Below are 13,585 nucleotides of genomic sequence, written 5' to 3' on the forward strand. Positions count from 1 at the left end.
CCACTATCAATTATGAATTATGAGTTAGGAAGTGGGGGAGTGTGGGGAGAAAAAAGCTGCCTCCTGTCTCCTGTCTCCTGTCTCCTGACTTAGCCCTTCAGCAATAAATCGCTAATTTCCGACTGACAATGACCAATTAAACGATTAAGCGCTGTTTTTCCTTGTTTACCCTGATAATCTGAGCGATCGCTTTCAGTAATTTCGTAGGGACGACCGATCGCCACCTTAACACGATGATAAAATACAACAGGATGCCAACCATCTTGATCGAATAAAGGTTCTGTGGTATCTAACCAGCGTAGCAAACGCACGGGAAAAGGACTAATAGCAGTTTCCGACTCGGAGAGAATAGCCACAGGTAAGACAGATAAATTCTCCACGGGACAACGCAGGGCTAAATGGGCAAATCCGCTTTGAAAACGGCTAATTTGACGAGGGGCAGTCAAATTTAACATCGGCGATCCACCTTCTGGAAATAAACCGATCCATCGTCCGGACTGTAAAAAATCCGTTGCTTGCCGAAAAAAAGTCCGGTGGCGTTTTTCAGGGGTATCAAAGGGAAAACAGCCCAATTCTCCGATTAATTCTCGCAAAAGCGGCGTTTTTCCCATGTAGTGATGACAGGCGATCGGGAGAGTTTTGCCCAAAGCTTGAATTAAGATCGGCGCGTCCAGAAAGCTGCGATGGTTACTTACCACGATCGCCACTCCTTGGCCGGGTAGATTTTCTTGACCGACGGTAAACAGACCCGTGCGCGTGGTATCAAGAATTAAACGAGAGGTAGATAGGGGGGTAAGCAGCGTCATGAAAAAAAAATCGGCCTTAAGATTGTTTTTATTGACTTAGATCACAACTAAAGGATAAAACAGAATTAGAGGATCATAAAATATGGACATTATGTCCCAATCATCTACGGATCAGCCTTGCGGCGGCATCGTCTATTTAAGAAAATAAATTTCATGAATGATTTAAATGAGCGAAAAACATTTGCTTTGACAACACCTCTTTATTATGTCAACGATATCCCTCACATCGGTAGTGCTTACACGACGATCGTAGCGGATGTTATGGCACGATGGCAGCGGTTACAGGGCAATTCTGTTCTCTTGATTACAGGAACCGACGAACACGGACAGAAAATCGAACGGACTGCGGCAGCCAAAGGACTCAATCCCCAGGAACACTGCGATCGCATCGCCACCAGTTTTGCCAATCTCTGGGCAAAGCTACATATCCAGTATGATCGCTTTAGTCGCACCACTGCCCCCCGTCATCAGGCAATTGTTAACGAATTTTTTGAAAGAGTCTGGGAAAAGGGCGATATCTATCTCGATCGCCAACAGGGTTGGTATTGCGTCGCCTGTGAAGAATTTAAGGAAAAAAGAGAACTGTTAGATAATGGCTGTTGTCCCATTCATACTAATCTGGCCGCCGAATGGCGCGACGAGGAAAACTATTTTTTCCGTCTCTCTAAATACCAAGCACAACTAGAACAAATTTACCAAGAGCAACCCAATTTTATTCAACCGGAAAGCCGGCGTAATGAGGTTCTCAACTTCGTCAACCAAGGACTACAGGACTTCTCCATCTCTAGGGTTAATGTCGCTTGGGGGTTTCCCATTCCCCACGATGGTCAGCATACCATCTACGTTTGGTTTGATGCCCTTCTTGGCTATGTTACCGCCCTTCTCGACCCCGAAGACGAACCCACCCTAGAAAATGCCTTGGCCAAATGGTGGCCGATCGATCTGCATCTGATCGGTAAAGATATATTAAGATTCCATGCCATTTATTGGCCGGCTATGCTAATGTCGGCAGGTTTACCCTTGCCCAAAAGAGTGTTCGGCCATGGCTTTTTGACCAAAGACGGGCGGAAAATGGGCAAAAGTCTCGGTAATACCCTCGATCCCTTCGATTTGGTTGATCGCTACGGGGCCGATGCCGTCCGTTACTATTTCGTCAAAGAGATTGAATTAGGACAGGATGGCGATTTTCAGGAAACCAGATTTGTGAATATTCTTAACGCGGATTTAGCCAACGATTTAGGCAACCTCCTCAATCGCACCCTAGGCATGGTCAAAAAATACTGCCAAAATATCCCCCCCCAGTTGACCGGCGTAGATATCCCGAACGATAATCGTCTTAAGAATATGGGGATTAATCTAGGGGTCATTGTTGAACAGAAGTATGATGCGCTACAATTTAATCAAGCCTGTGAGGAAATATTGGCGTTAATTCGTGCTAGTAACAAGTTTATCGATGAGAGTGCGCCCTGGAGTTTATTTAAACAGAAACAACAAGCAGCAGTAGAAAAAGTCCTCTATGCGGTTTTGGAATCAGTAAGACTCTGTGCCTACCTACTTTCACCGATAATACCGACCTTGAGCAGTAAAATTTATCAACAACTAGGTTTTGTTATTGATTTTAATACTTTCAGGTCGGAGGACGGGGAAAACTCCCCTGATGGTGTCTCTTTTTCCAAACACTGTCAATGGGGATTACCCACAAATCCACAACTAGGAACACCTGAACCGATCTTTTCTAAACTAGAACTGCCGTTAAACGATTCCTAAAGGAATTTTTTAATAACTCTATTTTTTCAGGTCTGTTGTCCTTTGGGATACAACTGGCAAACGCTCAACACTAGACTTTTAACAAACGAGGGAAAATAAAATGTTTGATGATTATGACACGGCCCCAGTCTTCACCCCCGAACAAGTGTTAGAAAATCGCGGTCGTGTGGCGATTTTCATCGATGGTTCTAATTTATTTTATGCGGCTCTGCAATTAGGTATCGAAATTGACTACACCAAACTACTTTGTCGTTTAACTGCCGGTTCTCGTCTCTTGCGGGCCTTCTTTTATACTGGAGTTGATCGCACTAACGAAAAACAGCAGGGATTCCTCCTCTGGATGCGTCGCAACGGTTATCGAGTCATCGCTAAAGACCTAGTACAATTACCCGATGGTTCCAAAAAAGCCAATCTCGACGTGGAAATCGCCGTGGATTTAATGGCGCTAGTCGGTTCCTATGATACCGCAGTCATTGTCAGTGGTGATGGGGATTTGGCCTATGCTGCCGATTCCGTCAGTTACCGCGGTGCGCGAGTGGAAGTGGTTAGTTTGCGATCGATGACCAGTGATAGTTTAATTAATGTAGCCGATCGCTATGTTGATCTAGATCAAATCAAAGAAGAAATTCAAAAAACTAGCAAACATCACGTTAGTTATAATAATTTCCCCGTCAGCGTCTTAGACCAAGATCGTAGCAGTCGCTAGACAAATTCAGCAAAAATCAAGTTTAAGGTGGGTAATTCCCACCTTTTTCAGTTATCAGTGACCAGTTATCAGTGACCACTCCCCATCTGCTGCCTCCTCAATCAAGCGATACTACTGCGCTTTCTCGCTTCCTTATAAGATGTTCCCACATCCTGTAAACCGACTTTAATCATCTGTTGTTCCAAAAGGGCAAAAAAACGCAAGCGATCGCCACCTTTAATCACCGCTAAATTGTGCGCTTCCGCTAAGGCGATCGGATAACCATAACCTTTTAACACCTGGGCCAGTAAAATACTCAAAGAGCGATCGAGTAATTCTCCCTCCTCCACCACCCAAGCAGGAACCTCTACCCTAGCGATTTCCGTCCCCACATGGAGATAACAGAAGTAAATGCGGTGTTCATCCCCATAAAGATCGAGTATCTTCAAAGAACTGCGCCAAAAAGGACTTCTTTGCCCTGGTTCCAATAAATAACCCCAGAGAGAAGCATCCCGGAGAGGATCGACAACGCGACAAGGGGTTTTTTCTGGGTCTAAATCACCGCAATTGATCAAGCAATTGGGAGTATCATGGGGACAAGATTGTAAACGCAGGAAATTTAAGCTTTCCGTGCTACGAGAAGCACTAATATAACCCATAAGCGGGATTCTAGCTGATTTTAAATCGTCCCAAGACTGAAAAATCGGTGGCAAAATTAAATCTTTTGCTTCCGGGGGGAGACTATCGATAAACCAATAGATCAAAGAACCATCCACGAGGGCTAAATTTGGTTGATAATGGGCGCCGGGGGGTTTTACCCAACGAGTAGCCATTTCTGCTAACATTTGGCTTTCTAATACCGTCCGACGATAACTCATCCACTCATCCACGCGAATACCCCACTGTTTAGAAATGTAGAGGTCTTCTGATTTGTAATAGACTTCGGGAATGCTATCGAGGAGAGGGTGTAAATTTTGACCATAGTGCAACATGATCCTACCGATATTAATTAGATAACAGTAGGCGATTTCGTGGTGAGAAGGGGCAATTTGGGAACCATCCGTGGCAAAAACGCTATGACTTTCGGGAGCGGGAAGGATAGTAATGCGGGTGTCGAGAGGTTCGATCGGTAGCGCTACGGAGAAAATTAGGCGATCGTGCCAGTTATGATAGAGCTCTAGCAGTTTTTCCTGTTGCTGTTGCGCTTGTTCTAAAAGAATTTTCGCTCGCTGCACTCGCTCGCGACTAGCGGCCACTTCCTGTTGAAAATGTTGACTGATTCCTGGCATTTTTGCCGCTAATTTCGCAAGATCGAGCATAGCTATCCTCTACCTGACTTTTTTGCTGATAAGGAATTTGTTTTAACCAGTCTAAATAACCTTTTAATCTTTGATTGTCGTTTTTTCTCGCTAAATATTCCCGATAAAGTCTTTCGCGCTCTATCCAGAAACGAGCGGGAGTTCCTAACACTAACTCTATCTGTAAAGCGGTATCGATAGTAATCTCCGCTTTACCTTTTATGATCTCATTGATAGTCTTTCTCGGTCTGCCCATACGTTGGGCCAGTTCCGATTGAGACATATTTCTTTCTTCTAGGATTTCGGCAAGGGTTTCTCCCCGTGGAGAAATAAAATCCGGTGCATATCTGTTCTCAATAGTATTAGTCATGTTTTAAATCGTCGAGTCTTTGCCTGATTTTCTTAGCCATCTTCTCTCCATACTGTTTTTTCAGGAGCCGTTGGCTATTGCATTCGTTCTCAAATTTTTTTTTCTTAAATACAATATCCATTGTAGATGACCCTTGTAATATTGTTAACCTTTAGGGTTAACAATATTTTATGGCAGCATATTTGTGGGGCATCCAGTACAAAAGCTCTAAATATAGCGTTAAGAGCTAATAGTCTAGACACCAATTCTGAAAATGAGGTTAGCTAGAGACAGTTTTTCAGACATTAGCCGATTAATTAGGCGATAATTATCGCTACAATTGCATGATCAAGCCAAAACAACGAAGCTGTAGTTTTATCGCCTAATAACGCTCGAATTAAGTGCCGCCGCCGCCCAAGAAAAAGACAATCTCTAACATCTAAACCGGAGAAAAGCACAATAAGCGACTTGACAACAAGATAGACAATTTGCTATAATGACCTTTTGTCAACGATTTGACCTTCGGTAATAGGAGTTCAGAGTAACCTTAGATACAGCCCTATCATGCCCACCATTCAGCAATTAATACGCGACGAAAGATCCAAAGCGAAAAGAAAAACCAAATCTCCCGCCCTCAAACAATGCCCCCAACGTCGGGGAGTTTGTACAAGAGTATATACCACCACACCGAAAAAACCCAACTCAGCCCTACGGAAAGTGGCTAGGGTACGTTTAACCTCTGGATTTGAGGTGACAGCCTACATCCCCGGGATCGGTCATAACCTGCAAGAACACTCCGTCGTCCTCATTCGGGGCGGTCGGGTTAAAGATCTGCCAGGAGTCAGATATCACATCATTCGCGGCACCCTTGATGCCACTGGGGTGAAAAACCGTCAGCAAGCTCGCTCTAAGTACGGAACCAAACGCCCCAAACCCGCAGCTAAATAAACAGGGAATTGATTAACCAAAAAAATACTCCCACCGAGTCGGTCAAAGTTAACCCAAGAGACTTGAGACTCGCAGGAGAGGGTTTGAGATGGGCTGTAATCATCCGACTGTCAAGCAAAAGTTAAAGTTAACCTAGAAAATTCAGGAATATTCCGATGTCTCGCCGTAAAAACGTCAAAAAACGTCCTATTCCCCCCGATCCCGTTTACAATAGCTGTTTAGTCAGCATGACTATTCGCCGGATCATGCGATCGGGCAAAAAATCCCTGGCCGCTAACATCGTCTACGATGCCCTAAAAACCGTCGGCGAACGTACCGGTCAAGAACCCCTAGAAGTATTTGAAAAAGCCGTTAAAAACGCCACTCCCCTGGTGGAAGTGAAAGCCCGCCGGGTCGGTGGAGCCACCTATCAAGTACCGATGGAAGTGCGCAGCAACCGTGGTAGTACATTGGCACTACGCTGGTTAGTCCATTATGCTCGGACTAGAGGCGGCAAAACCATGGCAGGTAAACTAGCCAACGAGATCATGGATGCGGCCAATGAAACCGGCGGCACGATCAAAAAACGGGAAGAAACCCACCGGATGGCAGAGGCAAACAAAGCCTTTGCCCACTATCGTTACTAAAAAGATATTTTAAGGGCGGTAGATCACACCGCTACCGCCAAAAAACTGTCAAGAAAAGTATAGAATTGTAAATAGTGTAAAAAATCCTAGAACAAAACCCCATCACTGGCAAGCAAAGCAAGGAGGTTGCTGTGGCACGGACTATCCCGCTAGAGAGAGTGCGAAACATCGGAATCGCCGCTCATATAGATGCGGGCAAAACAACGACAACAGAAAGAATCCTGTTCTACACGGGAGTGGCTCATAAACTGGGCGAAGTCCACGACGGAACGGCAATTACCGACTGGATGGAACAGGAACGGGAGCGAGGAATCACCATCACCGCCGCCGCCATCAGTACCAGTTGGCAAGATCATCGCATCAACATCATTGACACCCCCGGCCACGTCGATTTCACCATTGAAGTGGAACGTTCCATGCGGGTACTCGATGGAGTAGTAGCGGTTTTCTGCTCTGTTGGCGGCGTACAACCCCAATCGGAAACCGTCTGGAGACAAGCAGATCGGTACAAAGTACCCCGGATTGCCTTTATCAACAAAATGGACAGAACGGGAGCGAACTTCTTCAAAGTTTACGAACAATTAAGAGATCGCCTCAGAGCTAACGCCGTTCCCATCCAAATGCCGATCGGCGCAGAAAGCGAACTGAGCGGGATCGTTGATCTCGTCAAGATGCGCGCCTATATATATAAGGACGATCTAGGGAAAGACATAGAAGAAACCGACATTCCCGAAGACTTATTGAAAAAGGCCGAAGAATTCCGCCTGCAACTGGTGGAAGCTGTAGCGGAAGCTGATGAAGAACTCCTAGAAAAATATCTAGAAGGTGAAGAACTCACCGAAGCGGAAATCAAACGCGGTCTCAGGGAAGGGACGATTGCAGGTACAATTGTTCCCGTCCTCTGCGGTTCAGCCTTCAAAAACAAAGGGGTACAACTGCTCCTCGATGCCGTGGTAGATTATCTGCCCTCGCCCTCGGAAGTAGCTGCCGTTAAAGGGATTCTCCCCGACGGAACCGAAGAAATCCGGGAAGCGAAAGATGATGCTCCCTTCTCTGCTCTCGCCTTCAAAATCATGGCCGATCCCTTCGGTCGTTTAACCTTCCTGCGGGTTTATTCTGGGGTTTTGGCCAAAGGCAGCTACGCTTATAACTCCACCAAAGGAACCAAAGAACGGATCGCTCGCCTGATCGTCCTCAAATCCAACGAACGGATCGAAGTGGATGAACTGCGCGCCGGTGATCTAGGAGCGGCGATCGGACTGAAAAACACCATTACCGGGGATACCCTCTGTGATGAGAAGAACCCGATTATCCTAGAATCCCTCTTTATCCCCGAACCGGTTATCTCCGTGGCGGTGGAACCGAAAACCAAACAGGACATCGAGAAACTCAGCAAAGCCCTGCAAGCTCTCTCTGATGAGGATCCCACCTTCCGGGTCAAAGTTGATCCCGAAACCAATCAAACGGTGATCGCCGGGATGGGAGAACTGCACCTGGAAATCTTGGTCGATCGGATGCTCCGGGAATACAAAGTCGAAGCGACGGTGGGCGCTCCCCAGGTGGCCTATCGGGAAACTGTTCGGAAACCTGTGCGCGCTGAGGGTAAATTTATCCGTCAAAGTGGCGGTAAAGGACAGTACGGCCACGTCGTCATCGAACTGGAACCGGGTGAACCGGGTTCGGGCTTTGTCTTCGTCTCCAAAATTGTCGGTGGTGCTATCCCCAAAGAATACATCAACCCGTCAGAACAAGGGATGAAAGAAGCTTGCGAATCGGGGATCGTAGCGGGTTATCCCGTCATCGACCTGAAAGCAACCCTTGTAGATGGTTCTTTCCACGATGTGGACTCCTCCGAGATGGCCTTTAAAATTGCCGGTTCCATGGCGATCAAAGAAGCGGTGATGAAAGCTGCTCCCGTTCTCCTAGAACCGATGATGAAGGTGGAAGTGGAAGTACCCGAAGACTTCATCGGTAACGTCATCGGTGATCTTAACTCCCGTCGGGGACAAATCGAAGGTCAAGAAACCGAGACCGGCATCGCCAAAGTCTCCGCTAAAGTTCCCCTAGCGGAAATGTTTGGTTACGCCACTGATATTCGCTCCAAAACCCAAGGACGGGGCATCTTCACCATGGAATTTAGCCATTACGAAGAAGTCCCCCGCAACGTGGCCGAGACGATTATCACCAAAAGTAAAGGGAACGGCTAATCAGTGACAAGTGACCAGTGTGCAGTGAGAATAAACCGATCATTTAAATTTGATCGGTCAACCCTAATCACTGCTAACTTAAAACTGATCTCTGGCGACTGATTACTGTTCACCCACCTGAAGAAGAAAAAAAAACAAAGGAACAGAAAGTAAATGGCACGCGCTAAATTTGAACGGACGAAACCCCACGTTAACATCGGTACGATCGGTCACGTTGACCACGGCAAAACTACCCTCACCGCCGCTATCACTATGACCCTAGCGGCTCTGGGTAATGCCCAAGCTAAAAAATATGATGAAATCGATGCCGCTCCCGAAGAAAAGGCCCGCGGGATCACCATCAACACCGCTCACGTTGAGTACGAAACCGCCGATCGCCACTATGCACACGTTGACTGCCCTGGCCACGCCGACTATGTAAAAAACATGATCACCGGTGCGGCACAGATGGACGGTGGTATTCTCGTGGTCTCGGCCGCTGATGGCCCGATGCCCCAAACCCGGGAACATATCCTGCTGGCTCGTCAGGTGGGTGTACCTAACCTCGTGGTCTTCCTCAACAAAAAAGATATGGTGGATGATGAGGAGTTACTGGAACTCGTAGAACTGGAAGTGCGCGAACTTCTCAGCAATTACGACTTCCCCGGGGACGATATCCCCATTATTGCCGGTTCTGCTAAAGAAGCCCTCGACTACATGACCAAAAATCCCAAGGCCCAAAAAGGCGAAAACGAGTGGGTAGATGCGATTTATCAATTAATGGACGCGGTAGATAGCTATATCCCCACCCCCGAACGGGCGGTAGATAAACCCTTCCTGATGGCGGTAGAAGACGTATTCTCGATTACTGGTCGGGGGACGGTGGCTACCGGTCGGATCGAACGCGGTAAAGTCAAAGTGGGTGATAACGTGGAATTAGTCGGGATCAGAGAAACTCGCCCCACCACCGTGACCGGGATCGAAATGTTCAAGAAAAGTCTCGAAGAAGGGATGGCCGGTGACAACGCTGGTATCCTTCTGCGTGGTATCCAAAAAACCGACATCGAGCGCGGCATGGTTATCGCTAAACCAGGTACAATCAAACCCCACACTCAGTTTGAAGGTGAGGTGTATGTGTTAACTAAAGAAGAGGGTGGTCGTCACACTCCTTTCTTTAAAAACTATCGTCCTCAGTTCTATGTACGCACAACCGACGTAACTGGCACTATCCAAGACTACACCTCCGACGAGGGAGAAACCGTAGAAATGGTCATGCCGGGGGATCGGATCAAAATGACCGTGGAACTGATCAACCCGATCGCTATTGAACAGGGTATGCGCTTCGCTATTCGCGAAGGTGGTCGCACCATCGGTTCTGGCGTTATCTCGAAAATTATCAAGTAGGCTAATCTACTAATTAACGGGGCAGTGAATTTAAAAGCTGCTCCGTTACTGTCTTTATCTCGTACCTTGACAATTGCAATAGGTGAAATTATGGCTACGTTACAACAACAGAAAATTCGCATTCGTTTGAAAGCTTTTGACCGGCGCTTACTCGATACTTCCTGTGAGAAGATTGTCGATACTGCCAATAGAACTAACGCCACGGCGATCGGACCGATTCCCCTACCGACCAAAAGAAAGATTTATTGTGTCCTGCGTTCCCCTCACGTTGACAAGGACTCCCGTGAACATTTTGAAACCCGCACCCATCGCCGCATTATTGATATTTACCAACCCTCTTCTAAGACAATCGATGCTTTGATGAAATTAGATTTACCCGCAGGGGTTGATATTGAGGTTAAGTTGTAAAAAATGCCAAAAAGATGTTATCGCTAACATCTTTTTTTCTTCCCCACTATCCTATAACTTTTAAATAGGATTTTTGATAAAAGGAAGTTATTAAAAGAAGGGCAGTACAATTGCTAGGGGTGCATCACCAAAGATGCCCAGATCGCTAAACTTTTTGTAGGGGAAAACCTAAAGCTTCCCGTTGCTGTAAATACAATTGAGCAACCTGTCGGGCTAAATTGCGAATTCTGCCGATATAACGGGTTCTTTCAGCTACAGCAATTACACCTCTAGCATCGAGTAAATTAAAAGTATGGGAACATTTGAGAACATAATCTAGACTGGGAATCACCAGAGAGCGATCGATTAATTGTTTAGCTTCCTGTTCATATAAACTGAATAAACTAAATAATAACTCAGGATTGGAAGCCTCAAAATTGTAGGTACATTGTTCGATTTCATTTTGCATAAAAATATCACCGTAGAGGATATTTTCATTCCATTGAATTTTATTAATTGCCTCTACATCTTGCAGATACATGGCTAATCTTTCTAAACCATAGGTAATTTCGATCGCCACGGGACGACAATCGATACCCCCACACTGTTGAAAGTAGGTAAATTGGGTGATTTCCATACCATCTAACCACACTTCCCAACCCACACCCCAAGCACCGAGGGTGGGAGATTCCCAGTTATCTTCCACGAAGCGAATATCGTGATCTTCTGGGTTAATTCCTAACACCCGCAGGGAGTCTAAATAGATATCCTGAATATTATCGGGAGAGGGTTTAATTAGGACTTGATATTGATAGTAATGCTGAAAACGATTGGGATTTTCGCCATAACGGCCATCCGTAGGACGACGACAGGGTTCCACATAGGCAACGGCCCAAGGTTCCGGACCAATTGCCCTTAAAAAAGTGTGGGGACTCATGGTTCCCGCACCTTTTTCGGTATCATAGGGTTGAGCAACTAAACAACCGCGAGCGGCCCAAAATTCATTTAATTTAGCGATAACAGCTTGGAAAGTTAGAGACATGGGGAAAAGTAAAAAAGCGGATTAGGGGTTGGGGAAGTGGGGTGTAGGGTGTAGGGTGTGGGGTGTAGGGTGTGGGGTGTGGGGTGTGGGGAGATGGGGGGTTGGGGAGAAAAAAGCTGCCGACCGCCGACCGCCTCCTGTTTCCTGTCTCCTGTTTCCTGACTCCTGACAGTTAAAGTCACTGACTTACTTTTAACTGTAAGCGAAAGTGAACGGGGGTAGAAGACTGGGGAAGAATAACTAATTCATAAAATCCCCCTTCGGATAATTGACCGGACCATTGCCGATCGCTAGACTTGTCTAAAAGGGTAATATTACCCGTGGGAGAGTAGAAAGATAGTAAAACTTCGCCTTCCGCCTCTAAAATTAAGTTTAACCGATCACTGGAACGCAATTTTATTGCATAGGCTTTTCCTTGTCCCTCGCTGAGAATTGCCTCGATAACTTCCTCTCCCCCCGCGTCTAAACTTTCGATCGCTTGGTAGGATAGGCCAGACTGTAAAGATTGTAACTGATTCCAGGCCAAACCACTCCATAGTTGACCTAGGGCTGTGTCAAAACTTGGTCTTTCTGTCAATTCGGGAAATAGCTGAAAAAAGGCAGTATCAGTAAGTAAATTAAGGACTTTACTGCTTAAGCGTAATTGATTCACTTGTTCTCGCCACTTTTGTCGCTGTTGCTCGTTGTAGCTACCTAATGCTTCTCTAGTGCCAGAATCGAGACGTTCCAAGCGATCGAGTATTTCTGCTGCTAAAATATCTCTTTGTTCCTGTTTCTGTTTTTCCTCTTTGATATCCCCATAGCGGAGGCTAAACAATTCATTGACGAGATTTTTAAAAAACTGACTATCAATTCCCAACTCTAGACGGCGCTTTCTCATCTCAGCTTTCCGTTGCCATGCCCGATCTGTGGCAGAATTAAAATTATTTTCTTCCGTGGCAAAAACGGGTTTAACGGTTTCGGGTTGATTGCTGTGCTTAACCCACTGTTTCCCGATTAACCAGCCTATCCCCGCCGATAATAACATCAAGAGGCAAAAAATAGCGATCCTACTGGAACAGCCGAGAAAAAGGGGCGATTTATTCCGAGAATTAGCGGCCATTGTCTCCTTAGACGATTTGGGGTGTGGATATTTAAAGATGAGATTAACACAAATAATAGGCTAAGACGCATTTTAACCGCCTATCCTTAGATTAGCTGAATCTTCCCCAATCCCTTTACTGTTGCCCCTTGTCTCATCTCAACAAGCAGTTTAAATACACGGACAGCTTATTATTCATAGCAGATAACCATGACTACAACCCAACCCCTATCCCCTAGCCAAACCGCCCGAAAAGATGAGATAATCTTCCCCAAGGGCGAATTTTGGAGTGATGAACCGCCATTGGAAAGTAATTTACATCTAACTCAGATTATTTTATTGATAAAATGCCTAGAATGGTTATGGCAAGATAGAGAAGATTACTTTGCAACCGGGAATTTAACCATCTACTACAGTCCCAATCAGAAAAAATCAGAATACTTTAGAGGACCTGACTTTTTTGTAGTATTGGGAACAACTAGAAACCAAAACCGGAAAAGTTGGGTAGTATGGCAGGAAGAGGGAAAATATCCTAATGTGATTATAGAAATCCTCTTTTGAAAGTACCGCTAAGACTGATAGGGAAGAAAAGAAAGAAATTTATCAAAATACATTTAGGACTCCTGATTATTTCTGGTTTGACCCCTATAGTTTAGAGTTTGAAGGATATACGTTAATTAGGGGAAAATATCAACCGATTGAACCCAATCAGCAAGGTTGGTTATGGAGTGAAGAATTGGGCTTATATTTAGGGACCTACGCCGATAAATTGCGTTATTTTAGTCCTAGTGGTCAGTTAATCCCAACACCTGAGGAAGCCGCTCTTCTGGAGAAACAGGCCAAAGAATCTGAACGTCAACAAAAAGAACTGGCTTTACAGCAACAAGAATACGAACGTCAGCAAAAAGAATCTGAACGTCAACAAAAAGAACTGGCTTTACAAAAAATTGAGCAATTAACGGCAAGATTAAGAGAATTAGGCATTAATCCCGATGAAACCTTGTAG

The 13,585-nt window shown here is 45.6% G+C and carries 12 protein-coding genes and 3 pseudogenes; 8 read left to right on the forward strand and 7 right to left on the reverse strand.

Annotated features, from left to right (window positions below; genetic code table 11):
- Positions 1–89 precede the first annotated feature (89 nt).
- Positions 90–806: a lysophospholipid acyltransferase family protein gene (locus GQR42_RS03475; protein WP_158198917.1), complete on the reverse strand. Its 717-nt coding sequence runs from the start codon at positions 804–806 to the stop codon at positions 90–92.
- A gap of 153 nt (positions 807–959) precedes the next feature.
- On the opposite strand from GQR42_RS03475, the gene metG reads away from it, so the two are divergent.
- Positions 960–2,573, forward strand: a complete 1,614-nt coding sequence (gene metG / locus GQR42_RS03480) for a methionine--tRNA ligase (protein ID WP_158198918.1) — start codon at positions 960–962, stop codon at positions 2,571–2,573.
- 100 nt (positions 2,574–2,673) lie between these two features.
- A complete protein-coding gene (locus GQR42_RS03485) occupies positions 2,674–3,279 on the forward strand; it encodes a LabA-like NYN domain-containing protein (protein WP_002743578.1) in 606 nt (201 codons plus the stop codon).
- A 101-nt stretch (positions 3,280–3,380) separates the two neighbouring features.
- Here GQR42_RS03485 and GQR42_RS03490 read toward each other — a convergent pair whose 3' ends face one another.
- From GQR42_RS03490 to GQR42_RS29815, 3 genes and pseudogenes are all read right to left on the reverse strand, one after another.
- Positions 3,381–4,577 (reverse strand): DNA double-strand break repair nuclease NurA, encoded by a 1,197-nt coding sequence (locus tag GQR42_RS03490; RefSeq protein ID WP_158198919.1) that lies wholly within the window; start codon positions 4,575–4,577, stop codon positions 3,381–3,383.
- 10 nt (positions 4,578–4,587) lie between these two features.
- Positions 4,588–4,926, reverse strand: a pseudogene (locus GQR42_RS03495) (HigA family addiction module antitoxin); the annotation flags it as partial.
- A gap of 1 nt (position 4,927) precedes the next feature.
- Positions 4,928–5,047, reverse strand: a pseudogene (locus GQR42_RS29815) (killer suppression protein); the annotation flags it as partial.
- A gap of 422 nt (positions 5,048–5,469) precedes the next feature.
- Here GQR42_RS29815 and rpsL point away from each other — a divergent pair.
- From rpsL to rpsJ, 5 genes are all read left to right on the forward strand, one after another.
- Complete coding sequence (gene rpsL / locus GQR42_RS03505; protein ID WP_002772000.1) at positions 5,470–5,853, forward strand: 30S ribosomal protein S12; 384 nt, start codon at positions 5,470–5,472, stop codon at positions 5,851–5,853.
- 155 nt (positions 5,854–6,008) lie between these two features.
- Complete coding sequence (gene rpsG / locus GQR42_RS03510; protein WP_002758831.1) at positions 6,009–6,479, forward strand: 30S ribosomal protein S7; 471 nt, start codon at positions 6,009–6,011, stop codon at positions 6,477–6,479.
- A 131-nt stretch (positions 6,480–6,610) separates the two neighbouring features.
- On the forward strand, positions 6,611–8,686 hold the full coding sequence (gene fusA / locus GQR42_RS03515; RefSeq protein ID WP_158198920.1) for an elongation factor G: 2,076 nt from the start codon (positions 6,611–6,613) through the stop codon (positions 8,684–8,686).
- A gap of 153 nt (positions 8,687–8,839) precedes the next feature.
- Complete coding sequence (tuf, locus tag GQR42_RS03520; protein WP_158198921.1) at positions 8,840–10,069, forward strand: elongation factor Tu; 1,230 nt, start codon at positions 8,840–8,842, stop codon at positions 10,067–10,069.
- Between the two features lie 90 nt (positions 10,070–10,159).
- Complete coding sequence (gene rpsJ, locus GQR42_RS03525; protein WP_002800099.1) at positions 10,160–10,477, forward strand: 30S ribosomal protein S10; 318 nt, start codon at positions 10,160–10,162, stop codon at positions 10,475–10,477.
- 145 nt (positions 10,478–10,622) lie between these two features.
- On the opposite strand, the gene glyQ is transcribed toward rpsJ, so the two are convergent.
- From glyQ to GQR42_RS03540, 3 genes are read right to left on the reverse strand one after another with little or no spacing between them, the layout of a single operon-like run.
- A complete protein-coding gene (gene glyQ / locus GQR42_RS03530; RefSeq protein WP_158198922.1) occupies positions 10,623–11,498 on the reverse strand; it encodes a glycine--tRNA ligase subunit alpha in 876 nt (291 codons plus the stop codon).
- Entirely contained in the window at positions 11,489–11,680 is a 192-nt protein-coding gene (locus GQR42_RS03535) for a hypothetical protein (protein WP_158198923.1), read from the reverse strand. Before GQR42_RS03535 ends, glyQ begins: the two co-directional genes overlap by 10 nt.
- Positions 11,677–12,600, reverse strand: coding sequence for a serine/threonine protein kinase (locus GQR42_RS03540; RefSeq protein WP_158198924.1), 924 nt, complete (start codon positions 12,598–12,600; stop codon positions 11,677–11,679). Before GQR42_RS03540 ends, GQR42_RS03535 begins: the two co-directional genes overlap by 4 nt.
- 189 nt (positions 12,601–12,789) lie before the next feature.
- Here GQR42_RS03540 and GQR42_RS27415 point away from each other — a divergent pair.
- A pseudogene (locus tag GQR42_RS27415) lies at positions 12,790–13,585 on the forward strand (Uma2 family endonuclease).

It is taken from the genome of Microcystis aeruginosa FD4, assembly GCF_009792235.1.
GTDB lineage: Bacteria > Cyanobacteriota > Cyanobacteriia > Cyanobacteriales > Microcystaceae > Microcystis > Microcystis viridis.